The following is a 15,474-nucleotide window of genomic DNA, read 5'->3' on the forward strand; positions in this document are numbered from 1 at the left end:
ACGGCAATAGGTCAACGTATGAATATCCGTATAAAGATAATGTTCTTATTGGCTTTTATCATGTGTATGTTCATCGGTGTCTTTATCGTGAACCAGCATTCTAACAGCGAACGGTTAAAATCGTATATAAAGAACCAGACGAAGATAATGAACGCGACGTTCGGTAATATACTTAAACTCAAAGGGTCTTCAGTAGAGACGCTGGCCTCGGATTACACTTTCTGGGATGAGATGGTTGCCTTCATCTCTACGAAAAGCGAAAAGTGGGCCGCCGAGAATATCGACGTCTCCCTCTCTACCTATAAGGTGGATTTTATATGGGTATACGATGTCGCCGGCTCGCTCGTCTATTATACCAACAGCAAAGAAGACGGCAGGTTGTGGGATCTCCCTATCCCCAAAGAGGTCTTCGGCAAGCTGGCGAAAGAGAAGCTTCTGCTCGGTTTTTTCGCTGATACGCCGGCCGGTTTGATGGAATTCTGCGCCGCCACGATACACCCGAGCGCCGACAGTAAAAGGGAGACCGCGCCGCTCGGGTACTTCTTTGCGGGGCGCCTGTGGGACGACGTTTATATAAAAGAGCTGTCGCGGCTGATAGGCGGGCCGGTGGCGATCGTCCCTTTCGATGAAGGCGAATTGCTGGTGAGCGCCGCAAAGTCGGAATCGGATGCCATCGTCTTCTCAAAGTCGTTAAGTGATTGGTCCGGGAGAGAGATGATGAAGGCGATGGTCTGGATAGAAGTCCCGTTCATCAGAGATATGGCCGCTACGTCCAGGAGGGATATGGTCATAATCTCAACCCTGGCCGCGGTGTGCCTTGTCGTTCTGACTCTGCTTATCGGTCATTGGATAACGATACCGCTCGGCCTCATAACTACCACACTGAAGACCGGAGATACCGGCCGCATAGAGGACCTGGGGAGACGGAAGACGGAATTCGGCGGCATAGCCAGGTTGATCCGGTTATTTTTTACGCAGAGAGAGGCGCTTGTAAAGGAGATGTCCGAGCGCAAGATAGCGGTCGCGAAACTGGAGGAGTCGGAAGAGAGGTACCGGGGCCTATATAATTCGATCAGGGACGGTATCGTCCTGGTGAATATTTCGGGTGATATTCTCGATTGTAACCAGGCCTATCTCGATATGCTCGGTTATACGATGGATGAAGTCAAAAGATTGACATATATTCAAGTGACTCCGGCGAAGTGGCACAAGATGGAGGCGGAGATAATAAGACAGAGGGTGCTGGCAAAAGGGTTCTCCGGCGATTATGAGAAAGAGTATACCAGAAAAGACGGGACGGTCTTCCCGATACTGTTAAATACATGGCTGGTCAGAGGCGAAGACGGCAGGCCCGCAGGCATGTGGGCCATAATAAAGGATATAACGGAGCAGAAACGTATGCTGGACCAGCTCAGAGACAGCGAGATAAGGTACAGGACGATCTATGAGACCTCGGCGGACGCTATAATGCTCTTAACGCCGGGAGAGGGGTTTTTCAGAGGGAACCCTTCTGCCGTAAAGATGTACGAGTGTGTTGACGAGGATGACTTCACCAGCTATACCCCGGCCATCCTGTCTCCTGAATACCAGCCCGACGGCAGGCCTTCCGCCGAAAAGGCCCGGGAGATGATGGCCATGGCCATGGAGCATGGCTCGCATTTCTTTGAATGGCTTCATAAGACGGCCAGGGGGAGGGAGTTCTTTGCCACCGTATTACTGACGAGGGTGGAGCTGGAAGGCAAGGTATTTTTGCAGGCCACGGTCCGTGACATCACAGAGTCCAAGAGGAGGGAGACGGAGCTGAAGAGCGCTTATGAAAAGCTTAAATATACACAACTGCAGCTGGTCCAGGCCTCCAAGATGGCGTCGATGGGCACGCTCGCCGGGGGTATCGCGCACGAGATCAATAACCCCCTGGCCGGGGTCATGAATAACGTCCACCTGGTGAAGATGATCCTGGAGAGTAAGGGATATCCGGATTCGAACGATCTGGCAGAAGTGTTGATGGCTATCGAAGCGGATGTCTTCAGATGCAAGAAGATAACGCAGTCACTGCTCAATTTCTCACACGTCTCAAAAGGGGAGTATAAGCAGGTATCCCTGAATGATATAGCGGATGAGGTGCTCAATATAGTAGGGCATGAGGTCAGGGTCAAGAATATATCCATAGATAAGAGGTTAACGGCCGGGATACCCGGTGTCATCGGGGACTCCCAGCTTTTACAACAGGTCGTATTCGACCTGGTGAACAATGCTATGTGGGCTATAAGCACGAAATCGGACAAAGGCGGTGTTGTAGGCATAGAGACGACCTACGATAGCGTGAGAAAGAGCGTAGTCCTGACGATCTCCGATACGGGCGTGGGGATACCTGAAGAGAACATCAATAAGATATTCGATCCTTTCTTCACGACCAAACCCGTAGGGGAAGGGACGGGGCTGGGGTTATCGGTAGCGTACAATATAGTGAAAGGCCACAACGGCGTGCTCGCGGTAGAGAGCCAGGTGGGCGTCGGCACGAAATTCAGCATAGCCCTACCCGCCGTCCTGGAAGGTAAGAGATATGTGGGATAAAAAAACCGTATTCCGGAGCCTTATCTTCGCGGTCTTTTATGTTGCTGCCGTTCCCTGCGGTTCTTTCGCCGAGAACTGGCAGGAGTCAAAGAGCGACCATTTTGTAGTATATTTTACGAAGGATAAAAAATTCGCGCAGGATGTCCTGGATAAGGCGGAGGTGTATTACGAGAGGATCGCCAGGGAGCTTGGTTACCCGAGATATTCCGAATTCTGGATGTGGGAGAGGCGCGTGAAGATATATATATACCCGGACCACGCCTCTTTCATAAAAGCGACAAACCAGCCGAACTGGTCTCACGGCATGGCCGATTACCGGACCAAACAGATAGTCAGCTTCACATGGAGCACCGGTTTCCTGGAGTCGCTCCTTCCGCACGAGATGGCCCACCTCATCTTCAGGGATTTTGTCGGGTTCAAAGGGGAGGTGCCTCTGTGGCTGGATGAGGGCGTAGCCCAGTGGGCCGAAGAGGCGAAACGCGGCGATATGAAGAGGTCAGTCAAACAGTTGTATGAGGAGGACACACTCCTGTCCCTGCGCGACATGATGAAACTGCGGCTTATGGACATAAGGGACCAGAGCAGGACGTATATACTCTCTACGATCACAAAGAAGGGGGAGAGGGCCTCGCTTATCCTGGGCACCGACAATCTCATAACGATCTATTATCTTCAGTCCGTCTCGCTGGTAGGTTTTTTGATAGAGAGGTACGGGTCGGACTCATTTGCCGAGTTCTGCCGGCAGCTGCGCGACGGTAAGTCGCTTCAGGATGCGCTGAGTTTCGCGTACCCTACGCGTATACAGAACCTGAACGAGCTCGAGAAGAGATGGCGGGAGTATATTGCGGAAGATAGGTAGCGTGTTAGGGTATGGGGTATTAGCTAAGGGATAGGGAGTTAGGGTATAGGGTATTAGATAAGAGATAGGGAGTTAGGGTATAGGGTATAGGGATATTTAGAAAGGGAGGAGAACGGCCATGAGGATCAAAGAGAGGATTGGTTTTACGCTGATAGAGCTGATGCTCGTCATCATAATAATAGGCGCGCTTGTTGCCATGGTGATGCCCAGGTTCGCCGGGAGGGGCGAGCAGGCCAAGGTGGCCGCTGCCAGGGCGGACATCCAGGCGAATATAGCCACCGCCCTCAAGCTTTATGAGCTCGATAACGGGAATTTTCCGACGACGGACGAGGGGCTGAGCGCGCTTCTGGTAAAGCCCTCCACCGCCTCCAACTGGACCGGGCCGTATCTCGAGAAGAAACCGCTCGACCCGTGGGGCAGAGAGTATAAATACAAGAGTCCCGGGGACCACAGGCCGGCAGATTACGACCTTTACTCCCTCGGAAAGGACGGGAACGAAAGCACCGATGATGTCAGGAACTGGGAATAGGAAAAAGGCGTTCACCCTGATAGAGATAATGGTCACGACGGTCGTCGTTTCGCTTACGGCAGTCCTTGTATATGAGACGTACTTCCGGTCGCTGGACCTCTTAAATTACTGTTACGATTATTTCGGGGTCGTGTCCCGGGCCGAAGAGAGGATGTGGCAGGCGCAAAACGAACTGACCCGTTTCAACACACTGATGGAGACGCCTACGAACGAGGTCCTTACATTGGACAACAAGAGTTTCGTATGGGCCCTGTCATACAGCGGCATAGGAGACATCTACGGCCTTTACAGGATAGATTCGGCCCTCTCATGGCAGGAGGGGCGGAAGAAGATGGTGATATCGAGAACGGCATATGCGCTTTATTCGGAAGAGAAGAAATAGGACAGGGTTCACCTTGATAGAGCTTGTCGTCGCGAGCGTGGCTTTGGTGGTCGTGGCCTTTGCGGTGTATATGACCCTTTCCGGCGGCCTGAAGATATGGCAGAGGATAAACCTGAAAAGCTCGGAAGAGGACGTCGACATATTTTTTGAGAAGTTCACGTCTGACCTCAGGAACGTGATAATCTGCAAAGGCACGGTTTTTACCGGCGAAGGCGACGTATTTGAGCTGCCCGCGCTTGTTACGAGCCAGAAGCTCGGTTCGCGGAGCGCCGGCAGGGTGAGGTATTCATACGACAGGGAGAGGAAAGTCATAAGGAGGCATTTTGCCGACTTTTCGGATATATATTCCGGCAGCCCGGGGACGGCGCAGGAGCTTATCTCCGGCATCAAGTCGATGAGGTTCCAGTATTACGTCTATGAGCCGGGCGTTAAGGAGTACCTCTGGCGGGACGAGTGGGCCGATAAGGCGCTGCCGCTTGCCATAAGGGCGGAACTTGAGACGGAGCATAATGATAAGAGGGTCAGATTCACGAGGACGGCTGAGATCCCGGTCGCCAATTAACTCCGGCGGGAGCATACTGATAATAGCCCTGTGGGCCATCTCGCTCCTTTCCGTATTTGCCGTTATATTGGGCACCCAGGCAAGGTATAAGATGACCCTGGTAAAGCGCCTCGAAGAGAGGGCCGGATTGCGTCTCGCCTCCGAGGCGGGGATAAGGTTTGCTACGGCAAAGCTTGCGACGGAGGCAGAGAACGGTTATCACAGCATGATAGACCTTTGGAGCAATGACCCGCAGTCCTTTAAGAACGTGAATTGCGGCGAAGCGGCTTTTGATATATGTTACCAGTATGTATACGATATATCGAAGGGCCCCGAGCTGAGGTACGGTCTCGTCGACGAAGAGAGGAAGATAAATATAAATAAGTCGGACAGGACAGTGCTGAAGCATCTCCTCGTGCTGGTGCTCAATATGGACGAGGATATGGCCCAGGGCCTGGCCGCCTCTATAGTCGACTGGAGGGATGGCGATGAGGAGCTCTCCGTTCCTGTCGGGAGCGCGGAGTCCTTATATTACCGGGGTCTCTCCACCCCTTACGAGTCCAAAAATGCCGATTTCGACACCCTGGAAGAGCTCCTCCTTGTTAGGGATGTCAACCGTGATATGCTGGAGAGGATCAGGGGTTTTGTTACAGTTTACGGAAGCGGCAAGATAAACGTAAACACCGCACCCAAACAGGTTCTTATGGCTGTAGGGTTGAATGAGAGGATAGCGGATGATATAATGTCATTCCGCATGGGGAAAGACAGGATGGTGGGGACCGTGGACGACGGTATATTCGACGCGACTTCAAACATAGTCCCGAGCCTCAGCCAGTTTGCGAGCCTGAGCCCTTCTGATATAAGCATGCTGAACGCCGTAGTCGACCAGCACCTGGCGGTAATATCGACCGCGTTCAGCATACGGAGCGTCGGCAGGTCAAAGGACGGGAAGACCACTTACGTTGCCGCGGCGGTGGTAAACAAAAAAGGAAAAGTGTTGTCCTGGCAGGAGTCGTAAATATGTTCTGGATAAAAAGGATGAACCCTATTGCCGCCGTGGTCGGGCACGACCTCGTGGGGATCGAGCTGGACGGGAATAATCTGAAGATCGCCCATATGAGGATATCGCCCGGCAGGGCGGAGGCGGTCAACCTTGTAGTCCGCAATATATCGGGTATGGCCGATGCCGATATCTCGAAGACGATCGCCTCTTCATTCCTTACGCTGAACGCGAAGAACCCGTACGTTGTGAGCGTCATCACCTCCGGCCTTGCGATAACCAAGAATATCGAGATACCCTCTATCGATCCTAAGGAGATAAAGGAGATAATAGACCTGCAGGCGGGGCGCCACACCCCGTATTCGCGGGAGGAGATAGTCATAGATTATATAGATGTGGGCACTTATAAAAACACTTACACAAAGATCCTGCTCGTCATCGTATCGCGCAATGTAATAAAGAAGCAGTTCGATATCATAGGGAAGGCCGGGCTCAAGCTGGAGAAGATACTCTTCGCGCCTGAGGCGCTGGGGAGGTCCGCCGCCAGGGTGATGGGGCTCAATACCGAAGTTTCCCCGGCCAGCATAATAAATATCGATGAAAGCTTTACGGATTTTACGGTCGTCTATAAGAACAGGCTATTATTCGTCAGGTCGATCCCCATAGGCGTACAGCAGCTCTGGGAGGACAGGGAGAAGAACGGGATAAGGTTTGCGGAAGAGTTGAAGAGGTCCCTCGAGACATATCAGGGCGAAAATATCGAGAGAAGCCCGGATTCGCTTATCCTTACCGGCGCGGCGGAAGAGATGACCGGGCTGGAACCGGTATTGAACGACGCCCTGCATTTTCCGCTGAAGGTCATACCATATCTCAAGAATGTGACCGTTAAGGGTGACCTGCTGAAGGTGAACCCTGCTGCCAGGCGTCAGTCGTTCCTGAATATAATGGCGTCGCTCTTCGCGCTGGAACAGGTCAAGATAATACTTATACCCGAAGAGGTGAAGGTCAGGAGATCCCTGGAAGAACGGGGGAGGGACCTGATAAAGACGGGCATATTCGTCTTCACGGCCTTCATGATCCTCTGCCTTATACTGGTAAGCAACATCTTCTTTAAGACCGCATACCTGAAGAACCTGACCGTAAAATACCGGGATTTTGACAAGGAGGCCCAGACGCTGGAGAATAAGTTCACGATGGTCAGCATGGTCAGGAACTACCTCTCGAGCCGCGGGTATTCGCTGGAGGTGCTGGCGGAATTGCACTCTATAACCCCCATCGACCTGGAGCTGAACGATATCAGGTTCGATGACCAGGGCAAGATATCGATAAAAGGGACGGCCGAGTCGATGTCCACCGTCTTCTCTTTCGTCGAGGCGATCGGGAAATCGAAGTATTTTAAGGACGCCAAGACCAAATACACCTCGAAGAGGAAAGAGGGGACCAAAGATATGGCCGATTTTGAAATAACGGCCGCGCTGAACAAGAACCGATGATAAAGAAGATACAGGAATTATACGCTATATTATCGCGCATGTCCAAAAGGGAGAAGACGATCCTGTACGCGGCGGCCTTTTTCATATCCCTGACGCTCCTGGACAGGATGATGATATCTCCCATATTCAACCGCATAAGTTCGCTGGAATCGGAGATCAAGGAGAAGGAGTCGAATATCAAGAAGAGTATGCGCATACTGTCCCAGAAGGATAAGATAATGTCCGAAAGCGAAAGCTACGGGTCCGTCTTCAGCCAGGCCAACTCCGAAGAGGAGGAGATGACCTCGATCCTGAAAGAGATAGAGAACCTGGCCAGCAAGAGCTCCGTCTACCTGATAGACATGAAACCGGGAGGCGCGAAGAGCGCCGGCTCGGCAAAGAAATATATCATAAACCTGAGCTGCGAGGCGCAGATAGAGCAGCTGACCCAGTTCATGTACGATATCGAAAATTCCAGCAAGCTTTTGACCATCGAGAAATACCAGATAGGGCCGAAATCTAAGGAATCGAGCGTGGCCCGGTGCAGCATGTCGATATCCAAGATAAGCATGTAGAGTAATCACAAGGAGGATGCCATGAGGAAGATTGCTTTTGTTACGATGTTCCTGACGCTCTTTTCATGTTTTAACGCTTACGCCGCCGAGGGGCCGACGCTTCTGGAACTGCGCAACGAGATCTTTGACGAGTCGCGGGCGATAAAGCTGCTCTTGCCTAATTCCAGGAAGGACCTCATATTCATGAACAGCATGTGGGATTCCTGCATAGCGACCATGATGCAGATAGACGCATATTTCAATATGCTGGGCATATTCAACACTATCAAGAAAGAGAGCGTGACCGAAGATGCGGTCAAATATATAGCGGATTGGCTCAATACCATGAAGACGACGAACACCCTGACCATAAAGAACCTGGACGCAATGTCCTCGAAGCAGATAGAGAACAATACGCGGCTTCACGTCCAGAGGATGACGGAGTTCTATACGGGGTTGAATAAGAGGATAGATACGGAACTGAAGGGTGTCCTGGCCCTTAAGGCAACGGCTAAAAAGAGATAGAGCGGGAGGACGGAAATAGATGTCTAAAAATCTTAAATACGCATTATCCGCAGCGGTGTTTATCGCTTCCTGCGCCGTCCCATATGTATGGGCCGATACCGATGCGGACGACGAGATGATGTTCGATGAAGGCATGGCGCAGGTCGAGATGGGAGGCAGGATCGTGGGGCAGGTGGTCAAGGTCAACCCCGCCTCAAAGACCATGACGATCAGGGATATGCGCTATGACAGCAAGGTGGTCACGATCATGGCGAACAGCGACACCACGTACTTCGGCACAACTTCCATAAAGACGATAAACCCAGGGGATTATCTCTCCGTCGACTGTATCTCGATCAATGATACCTACGTCGCCGATAACGTCGTTATGCAGGAGAGGGCCATGGCGGATGAGACGATGCCGGCCCTGGAGAAGGTCCTCGTCGATTAAGATAATTCCGCCAATAAGTTTATGAACCCATTTAATACGGTGATATCGGCATCTCTGCTGCTGGCCGCGGTATCGCTCACTCCCGCAGCCGCGGCAGAGAGAGACGCCGGCGGGGCGGCGGCCAAAGAGGTGAGCTTCGAAGAGTCCGAGGCCTACGGCCCGTACACAAAGGGCCTCTCTTATATAAAGGAGGGGCGGTGCGACGAAGCCATAAAGGAATATTCCAGGGCGCTGGAGCTGTCCCCGGATAATTACCTTGTCTACAGCGCCCTCGGGTACGCCTGCTTCTATTCCGGGAAATTCACGCCGGCCCTTGAATCCTTCAGGAAGGCCATGTTTCTAAAGCCCGACTATGCGGATGCCGTAAGGGGTATAGCCTGCGTCTACATGGGTCTGGGGCAGGAGAACGAAGCGGCCGTATATTTTATGAAGGCGATAAAGATGGACCCTGCCGTCATCTCGCCTTATATGGCGCTGGGGACTATATATAACAATAAAAAACGTTTTGACGAGGCCATCCCGCTCTTCAATAAGGTCATAGAGGCCTCGCCCAATCTCAATACCGCCTATTTTGAATTGGCCCGCGCGTACCAGGCGACAGGCAGGATCGATCCGGCGGTGAGCAATTATGAGAAATTCATATCGCTCACCCCGACCATACGAAAAGCTTATCTGCCGCTTGCGGCGTGTTACGCCTCCAGGGGGGATTACAGGAACGCATTCCGGTGCGCCTCCACCGCCAGGCAGCTGGATATGACGGACCCGGAAGCGAAAAAGGTGATGCGTTCCATGTACTACAGGATAAAAAGGGAGAAAGAGGAGGCCAGGGAGAAGGCCGCAAGGGAGGAGGCGGCAAAAAAGAAGAAGGCCGGAAAGGAGGCGCCGGTCAAAAAGCGATAGGCCTGTCGTGTTCCAGCACAGTTATGCTTATCGCCTCCGGGTTTCCTTTCTTTTTGTCATCGTAGTACTTCACTATTATGTGGTCCCCCTCGATCAGATCTACGACCCCGGCCTTTCGCAGGTCCCTGAATATCCTGCCTTTGCCCGTGACCACGACCACATTCTCGGGGACGTAGAAAGTCATCTTATCTTCCGCTATCTTGCCCGTGCTGTAGTACCACTTCAGGGCCAGCTTCGAGCCGGCGAAATCTATCCCGCATATCTTGCCCCGGACGTATCTTATCGGACGGTCCTTCGGTTCCTGGGAATGGGATGAGACGGGCATCATAGATCCCGCGATGATCATCATGGATATCAATATCTTTGCCGCGTGAGAGATAGCCCCTCCTCTTATTTCGAAGCCAGCCTGGGTTTCTGCATCTCGGATATCGTCTTTTTCAGGTCCTCCATATCTTTGCGCACGGACTCTATATCGTCATTCATCTTGGCCAGTATCGCGTCATACTCCGTGAACTTACGCGCCGCATACTCGCCTGAGCCTTCAATGATCCTGAGATCTCCTTCCCTGCGTATGGCGGTACCTTTAGGCAGGACCACTTTATAGGATGGTTTCTTCCCGACCTGCTGTAGTTCCATGCCTTCGGGCACCTGTGTATTATAGGCGCCGTCTTCATCATCCACCTGCGCGCCTGCGGGTGGTGCGAAGGCGATCATTATTGCCGCAAGAATAAGAGAGACAGATCTTGTCATATCTTCCTCCTGTTGATATATAAAATATACCATACTATGTGGCAATTTCCAATTTAGAATTGGTCATTTGACATCGAAATGCTATAATAACAACATGGGCTACGCGCCGGCGTTGGAAAAGGCATGGAAAGAGCTGTCGGGCCTCGGTCTCCCCGCTGCCTCCACGGTAATGTTCCTGAACGGAGAATATGCGGTAGACCCTGTCTCGAAGATCGTGCTTTCCGTATCATGCAACGTCTCTGCCAAAGACCATTACACCATCATAATATTGCATTATCTGATACATAAGCTGAGGATGGGGGAACTGCCGCCTCCTGCCGGGGAGTGGATCGACTTCAGGCAGATCGACGGCGGAGAGGGGTATTACGCGTCTTTCAAGAAGAGGACCATAGATGTCATAGCGCGTAAGTATGGCGAAAGGCCCGAGCAGCTGATGGAGGCAGCAAAGCGCCTGAACGGTAAAGAGGCGGCACTTGGCGACATAGGGGTCGTTATAGAGGCCTTTCAGCGTGTCCCCGTCGGGCTTGTCTTCTGGAAAGGCGATGAGGAGTTCGCCCCGGAGGCGAACATACTTTTTGACAGGGGGATCACGTCCATACTCTGCACGGAAGATATCGTGGTGATGACAGAGATCATCGCGCATTCATTGTGAGCGTTCCCATGAGGATAGCCGTAAAGGTCAAGCCGGGCTCAAAAGAAGATAGCGTCGAAAAGGTGAACGGCGCGGAGTTCATGGTCCGTGTGAAGGCGCCGGCAAGAGAAGGCAGGGCGAACGAGGCCGCCCTTGAGGTCCTGGCCGGATATTTCGGAGTCGCAAGATCCAGGGTGAGGATCGTCCGCGGCCTTTCCGGAAGGAACAAAGTGATAGACATAATATAAAAAGGGAGAAAGATATGTACAGCGTAGAGGTCTCCAGTGCGGGGGATTACCTGTTCCGGGTGAAGGCGAATGACTATGAGTTCGAGGTGGATGCGAAGGGCAGGGGAGCCACCCCTCCGGATACGCTCCTGGCCTCTCTGGGTAGTTGCGTCGGTGTCTACATAAGGAAATATGCGGAAGGGGCGAGGCTGGCCATAGATGAATTCACCGTGAAGGTGAGCGGGGAACTGTGCAAGGAAGCGCCCGCCCGCTTTAAGACGATAGACGTGTCGGTCGGCCTTAGGGGCTCCGCCCTGGATGAGCGCCGGAGAAAGGCGCTCATCGAATTCATAAAGAATTGCCCGGTGCATAATACATTGAGATCGGACCCGGAAATAAAGATAAGGATAGAGTGATGACCAGGAGGGAATTTCTGAGAAAGGCGTCTCTATTTTGCGCGGGGGCCGTATTCTCATCGGCTGCTATAGAGTCGCTGTTTAGATCGAAGGCGTCCGGAGACAAGACAGGCCCCGCGGGCCTGAAAGAAGCGATGTTCTATCGAAAGATAGACGACTCGACCGTCCAGTGTGAGCTCTGCCCCAGGGGGTGTACCCTATCGACCGGGCAGAGGAGCTTCTGCAGGGTCCGTGAGCCGAAGGACGGCGTGCTCTATGCCATGTCGTACGGCAAGGTATGCTCAGCCCACGTAGACCCTATCGAAAAGAAGCCGCTATTCCATTTTCTGCCCGGGACGAACGCCTTCTCCGTTTCTACGGCCGGTTGTAATTACCGCTGTAAGAGCTGCCAGAACTGGCAGATATCGCAATTCGCGCCGGAGGCGGTCTACAATGACTATCTCGAACCCTCCGATATCGTCGCGCAGTCGGTGCGGACAGGATGCCCTACGATCGCGTATACATATACCGAGCCGGTGATATTCTATGAGTACATGCTAGACACCTCGAAACTGGCAAAGGGGAGGGGCCTTAGGAATATGTGCCACTCGAACGGTTCATTCAACCCGAAACCTCTCGAAGAGCTCTCTCTTTACATAGATGCGGCCAATATCGACCTGAAGGGGTTTTCCCAGGACTTTTATTCAGATTTCGCCGCCGGCTACCTTGACAGGACGCTGGATAATCTCAAAATTTTAAAGAAGAACAGGGTGTGGCTTGAGATAACCAACCTCGTAGTTCCTACCCTGAATGACGATATGGCGAAGATGAAAGATATGTGCGCCTGGATATGCGATGCCCTCGGCCCGGATGTGCCTCTGCACCTATCGCGTTTCTGGCCGAGCCACAAGTTGACGCACCTCTATCCGACCCCGCAGGAGACGCTCGAAAAGGCGAGAGAGACAGCCCTCGCTTCCGGCTTGCGCTATGTCTATATAGGGAATGTTCCGGGGCTGGCCGCAGAGAACACCTATTGCCATAATTGCGGTAAGACGGTAATCGGCAGGAGCGGTTACACGATAACGGAAAAGCACATGAAGTCCGGCGCCTGCGAATGGTGCGGCACAAAGATACCGGGCGTCTGGGATTGATATATTCCGGCAATTCCCCCATTACCCTCTATTCATACTCACCGCAATAATGCTCGGTATCTTTACACATACAAGGATGGAGCAGACACCCGGTATCCCGACGAGAGGAACGAGCGCCGCGGAGACGAGCAGTGCGGCAAGCCACGAGCCGGCCAGGTCGAGCGCATAGAGCATACCTGCAGTATCGGCTGCACCTCTCCCGCGGAGCGCTATCCTGTTGGCCAGCGGGAACTCCGCCCCGACGAAAAAGCCGCTCGCGGCCAAGAGGACGAAGAACAGGATCGGCGTTTTGGCTGTGCCCGGGCCGGCCATGAAGAGACCAGCCACAAGGACGAAGGCAGCTGCGGAGAGCTCTGTAGCGGCAAGGCAGTCCATATCCCGCTTGATACGGGATAAAGAACGCGTCATCAGCCATCCTCCGAAGGCAAGCCCGGCCATGAATGATGCCATGAGCATCGCGATGTGCGAGAATAAAAATCCGTAAGAGGACTGGTAGGCGTAGATCAGTATAAGGTTCAGGCTCATGCCGACAAAGCCGGCGGTAAATATGGCGGCCCCGGAGGCAACGGCCTTGCGGTGTCTCCCGTACCGGCCGAGCGCCACGACGATCAGGCCGCAGATCAATACGGCAAAGAGCGAGTTATGCAGGGTTATCTTGCCGAGATGGTCTTCCGCGGCCCGGAAGCGCGGGGAGGCCATGGTGTTCAGATAAGCGGCGGCGTAATACGCTGCAGCAGGGGATCTATCCGAATTCTTTATTAAGGGCTTCGCCTTTCCTACGGAACCGTAGAACCACTCCTGCCACTGTCTGTCGAGGCGGTCCGCGAGATAGGCCTTATTGAACGTCTTTGTCGATATCTTTCTCTCTTCCAGGCGTTGAAACAGGATATCCGGGGTGAGGGTTATCCCGCCTTTTGACGCGATGAATATATTGGAATATCCGGGTATGACATTTACGCTGTACTGACCTTCCAATGCCGCCAGGACGGACGCGTTAAGATCGCGAAGCTCCGGCCCCAGGTAGCTGAGAGACCCCGGCAGGGAAAATACGATGATGCCGTTCGTGCCAAGCACCCTGCCCGCCTCCTTGAAAAATTCCGTCGTGTAAAAACGGTTCATGGCCAGCGTGGATGGCGCGGGCAGGTTGACCATGATAACGTCGTAATCTTCTTTCGTTATCTTAATGAAGTATCTGCCGTCGGTATATCTTATATCCAATCTGGCCTCGTCCAGCTCTCCGGCGGTAAGGGGCGTGGGGAAGTCATTCACCAGGCGTATGAGGGATGGGTCGAGCTCGACATATGAAAGTTTTTCTACGGGATATTTCAGTATCTCGTGTATCATCCCGCCGGCCCCGCCGCCTATGATGAGGACATCCTTTGGCGAGGCGTGGCTCAGCATGCCGAAATGCGCCAGGGCTTCGGTGGAGGCGATATCCGGAAGCGGCGTCGTTATGATAGGGATGCCGTTACCGTAAAACGTGTATTGACCGGCGTTTCTGGTCAGGGCCAGGTTGCCGTAGACGGAATTCCGGTACGCGACCAGCTCCCGGCCTTTCCACTGGCCGGCGAGAGAGAGATCGTGGAGGGCCGAGGCGGGCCCGGATAGCGAGAAGATCGCGAGAGATGCACAGCAAGCCGCTCCTATCCAGAGCGGCGAGGACCCTCTGCCGCCCGGCCGTGTTTCATGTTTCAGGAGCGACGCGGCCGAAACCGCATTGGCGATCCCCACGACAGAGACGGCGGCGAATGAGTTCAGGAAGGTTATGAGATAATAGGTGATGACAGGGCCTCCTATCATGAAACCGGCAGACTCGACGGCGTATACGGTCCCGGCGGCCTCCTCAGCCCGCCCGGACGCCTCGTGTGCCATCCTGCAGCCGAAAGGGAATTGCATCCCGGTGAATATGCCGGCGCAGGCGGGTATGAGCAGGGAGGAGAGGAATACGGCGGATATCCCGGCACCTTCGCCTACAGCGAGGCCAAGCATATTTTTCAGGACCCGTATGGTGAAGATGCATATGGGGAGATATGCGGCGATCAGGAGCTGTAATATGGAATATGCCAGGACAGGGCGGCTTATTTTGGCGGCAAGACGGCCCCCCAGGAGGCTGCCGAGCGCCACCAGCATTATCCAGTTGGCCAGTATGATGCCTATGGTGAGTTCGTTCCCGTTAAAGGAGACGAAGAATTCCCGGATCAGCAGTGTCTCGGCCGCCAGGGACGTGAAGCCCATGAGGAGGAAGGCGAATATGAACCGCTTCTTCATATGCCGTTATTTTATCACATTGCGTAATCGCGATGGTAATGTAAATTTTTCGTCTCCACCCCTCAGGCGTTTACTTTTGTGCCCGCCTTCCGCTTGCCGCAAATTTGGATTAGCCCAAAATTTTACAGAGAAAATTTTGGACTTTTCCAGCAGATAGCATATCCAAATTTTGCTTTGTCAAAATTTGGATTAGGCATCCAAATTTGCTGTCCCAAAATTTTGATGGCCGATGAACCTGGTTACAAGGAAAGCGATTGTCCAGTTTCATCGTCCGTTCTGTATCGCA

At 53.1% G+C, this 15,474-nt stretch carries 18 protein-coding genes; 15 read left to right on the top strand and 3 right to left on the bottom strand.

Going from position 1 to position 15,474, the window contains the following annotated elements; all coding sequences use genetic code 11:
* Window positions 1-18 precede the first annotated feature (18 nt).
* The 11 genes from WC515_08380 to WC515_08430 all read left to right on the top strand — a co-directional run bounded on the left by WC515_08380 (window position 19) and on the right by WC515_08430 (window position 9,766).
* Complete coding sequence (locus WC515_08380) at window positions 19-2,574, top strand: PAS domain S-box protein (GenBank protein MFA5147378.1); 2,556 nt, start codon at window positions 19-21, stop codon at window positions 2,572-2,574.
* Window positions 2,564-3,433, top strand: a complete 870-nt coding sequence (locus WC515_08385; GenBank protein MFA5147379.1) for a hypothetical protein — start codon at window positions 2,564-2,566, stop codon at window positions 3,431-3,433. Before WC515_08380 ends, WC515_08385 begins: the two co-directional genes overlap by 11 nt.
* Before the next feature lie 118 nt (window positions 3,434-3,551).
* Window positions 3,552-3,962, top strand: coding sequence for a type II secretion system major pseudopilin GspG (gene gspG, locus WC515_08390; GenBank protein ID MFA5147380.1), 411 nt, complete (start codon window positions 3,552-3,554; stop codon window positions 3,960-3,962).
* Complete coding sequence (locus tag WC515_08395) at window positions 3,940-4,344, top strand: type II secretion system protein (GenBank protein MFA5147381.1); 405 nt, start codon at window positions 3,940-3,942, stop codon at window positions 4,342-4,344. The genes gspG and WC515_08395 overlap by 23 nt, the downstream gene beginning before the upstream one ends.
* Window positions 4,316-4,906, top strand: a complete 591-nt coding sequence (locus WC515_08400) for a type II secretion system protein GspJ (protein MFA5147382.1) — start codon at window positions 4,316-4,318, stop codon at window positions 4,904-4,906. Before WC515_08395 ends, WC515_08400 begins: the two co-directional genes overlap by 29 nt.
* The gene (locus WC515_08405) at window positions 4,854-5,903 is read left to right on the top strand and encodes a hypothetical protein (GenBank protein MFA5147383.1); all 1,050 of its coding nucleotides are present in this window, start codon (window positions 4,854-4,856) and stop codon (window positions 5,901-5,903) included. The genes WC515_08400 and WC515_08405 overlap by 53 nt, the downstream gene beginning before the upstream one ends.
* A 2-nt stretch (window positions 5,904-5,905) precedes the next feature.
* On the top strand, window positions 5,906-7,378 hold the full coding sequence (gene pilM / locus WC515_08410; protein MFA5147384.1) for a pilus assembly protein PilM: 1,473 nt from the start codon (window positions 5,906-5,908) through the stop codon (window positions 7,376-7,378).
* Window positions 7,375-7,932: a type 4a pilus biogenesis protein PilO gene (gene pilO, locus WC515_08415; protein MFA5147385.1), complete on the top strand. Its 558-nt coding sequence runs from the start codon at window positions 7,375-7,377 to the stop codon at window positions 7,930-7,932. Before pilM ends, pilO begins: the two co-directional genes overlap by 4 nt.
* A gap of 21 nt (window positions 7,933-7,953) precedes the next feature.
* A complete protein-coding gene (locus WC515_08420; GenBank protein MFA5147386.1) occupies window positions 7,954-8,436 on the top strand; it encodes a hypothetical protein in 483 nt (160 codons plus the stop codon).
* Window positions 8,437-8,455: 19 nt separating this feature from the next.
* Window positions 8,456-8,866 carry a hypothetical protein gene (locus WC515_08425; GenBank protein ID MFA5147387.1) on the top strand — a complete coding sequence of 137 codons (411 nt, stop codon included), beginning with the start codon at window positions 8,456-8,458 and terminating at the stop codon, window positions 8,864-8,866.
* Between the two features lie 21 nt (window positions 8,867-8,887).
* Window positions 8,888-9,766, top strand: coding sequence for a tetratricopeptide repeat protein (locus WC515_08430; protein MFA5147388.1), 879 nt, complete (start codon window positions 8,888-8,890; stop codon window positions 9,764-9,766).
* Here WC515_08430 and WC515_08435 read toward each other — a convergent pair.
* Together WC515_08435 and WC515_08440 are read right to left on the bottom strand one after the other, a co-directional pair.
* A complete protein-coding gene (locus WC515_08435; protein MFA5147389.1) occupies window positions 9,753-10,115 on the bottom strand; it encodes a hypothetical protein in 363 nt (120 codons plus the stop codon). The two genes, WC515_08430 and WC515_08435, sit on opposite strands and share 14 nt — an antisense overlap.
* 41 nt (window positions 10,116-10,156) lie before the next feature.
* Window positions 10,157-10,516 (bottom strand): hypothetical protein, encoded by a 360-nt coding sequence (locus WC515_08440; GenBank protein MFA5147390.1) that lies wholly within the window; start codon window positions 10,514-10,516, stop codon window positions 10,157-10,159.
* Between the two features lie 94 nt (window positions 10,517-10,610).
* Here WC515_08440 and WC515_08445 point away from each other — a divergent pair, with 94 nt between their 5' ends.
* The 4 genes from WC515_08445 to amrS are packed head-to-tail and all read left to right on the top strand — an operon-like array spanning window position 10,611 to window position 12,920.
* Window positions 10,611-11,168, top strand: a complete 558-nt coding sequence (locus tag WC515_08445; GenBank protein MFA5147391.1) for a DUF3786 domain-containing protein — start codon at window positions 10,611-10,613, stop codon at window positions 11,166-11,168.
* Window positions 11,169-11,176: 8 nt separating this feature from the next.
* Complete coding sequence (locus tag WC515_08450; protein ID MFA5147392.1) at window positions 11,177-11,395, top strand: DUF167 domain-containing protein; 219 nt, start codon at window positions 11,177-11,179, stop codon at window positions 11,393-11,395.
* 14 nt (window positions 11,396-11,409) lie between these two features.
* Window positions 11,410-11,790: an OsmC family protein gene (locus WC515_08455; protein MFA5147393.1), complete on the top strand. Its 381-nt coding sequence runs from the start codon at window positions 11,410-11,412 to the stop codon at window positions 11,788-11,790.
* Window positions 11,790-12,920, top strand: a complete 1,131-nt coding sequence (gene amrS / locus WC515_08460) for an AmmeMemoRadiSam system radical SAM enzyme (protein ID MFA5147394.1) — start codon at window positions 11,790-11,792, stop codon at window positions 12,918-12,920. The genes WC515_08455 and amrS overlap by 1 nt, the downstream gene beginning before the upstream one ends.
* A gap of 21 nt (window positions 12,921-12,941) precedes the next feature.
* Here amrS and WC515_08465 read toward each other — a convergent pair whose 3' ends face one another.
* Window positions 12,942-15,188 carry a hypothetical protein gene (locus tag WC515_08465; GenBank protein ID MFA5147395.1) on the bottom strand — a complete coding sequence of 749 codons (2,247 nt, stop codon included), beginning with the start codon at window positions 15,186-15,188 and terminating at the stop codon, window positions 12,942-12,944.
* Between the last annotated feature and the right edge of the window lie 286 nt (window positions 15,189-15,474).

It is taken from the genome of Candidatus Omnitrophota bacterium (assembly GCA_041650805.1).
Taxonomy (GTDB): Bacteria; Omnitrophota; Gorgyraeia; order 2-01-FULL-45-10; family 2-01-FULL-45-10; genus JBAZKM01.

Coding starts and splice junctions, on each gene's coding strand:
- WC515_08380 (MFA5147378.1), top strand. CDS start 19: ATGAATATCCGTATAAAGATAATGTTCTTATTGGCTTTTATCATGTGT.
- WC515_08385 (MFA5147379.1), top strand. CDS start 2,564: ATGTGGGATAAAAAAACCGTATTCCGGAGCCTTATCTTCGCGGTCTTT.
- gspG (MFA5147380.1), top strand. CDS start 3,552: ATGAGGATCAAAGAGAGGATTGGTTTTACGCTGATAGAGCTGATGCTC.
- WC515_08395 (MFA5147381.1), top strand. CDS start 3,940: ATGATGTCAGGAACTGGGAATAGGAAAAAGGCGTTCACCCTGATAGAG.
- WC515_08400 (MFA5147382.1), top strand. CDS start 4,316: ATGCGCTTTATTCGGAAGAGAAGAAATAGGACAGGGTTCACCTTGATA.
- WC515_08405 (MFA5147383.1), top strand. CDS start 4,854: ATGATAAGAGGGTCAGATTCACGAGGACGGCTGAGATCCCGGTCGCCA.
- pilM (MFA5147384.1), top strand. CDS start 5,906: ATGTTCTGGATAAAAAGGATGAACCCTATTGCCGCCGTGGTCGGGCAC.
- pilO (MFA5147385.1), top strand. CDS start 7,375: ATGATAAAGAAGATACAGGAATTATACGCTATATTATCGCGCATGTCC.
- WC515_08420 (MFA5147386.1), top strand. CDS start 7,954: ATGAGGAAGATTGCTTTTGTTACGATGTTCCTGACGCTCTTTTCATGT.
- WC515_08425 (MFA5147387.1), top strand. CDS start 8,456: ATGTCTAAAAATCTTAAATACGCATTATCCGCAGCGGTGTTTATCGCT.
- WC515_08430 (MFA5147388.1), top strand. CDS start 8,888: ATGAACCCATTTAATACGGTGATATCGGCATCTCTGCTGCTGGCCGCG.
- WC515_08435 (MFA5147389.1), bottom strand. CDS start 10,115: ATGATGATCATCGCGGGATCTATGATGCCCGTCTCATCCCATTCCCAG.
- WC515_08440 (MFA5147390.1), bottom strand. CDS start 10,516: ATGACAAGATCTGTCTCTCTTATTCTTGCGGCAATAATGATCGCCTTC.
- WC515_08445 (MFA5147391.1), top strand. CDS start 10,611: ATGGGCTACGCGCCGGCGTTGGAAAAGGCATGGAAAGAGCTGTCGGGC.
- WC515_08450 (MFA5147392.1), top strand. CDS start 11,177: ATGAGGATAGCCGTAAAGGTCAAGCCGGGCTCAAAAGAAGATAGCGTC.
- WC515_08455 (MFA5147393.1), top strand. CDS start 11,410: ATGTACAGCGTAGAGGTCTCCAGTGCGGGGGATTACCTGTTCCGGGTG.
- amrS (MFA5147394.1), top strand. CDS start 11,790: ATGACCAGGAGGGAATTTCTGAGAAAGGCGTCTCTATTTTGCGCGGGG.
- WC515_08465 (MFA5147395.1), bottom strand. CDS start 15,188: ATGAAGAAGCGGTTCATATTCGCCTTCCTCCTCATGGGCTTCACGTCC.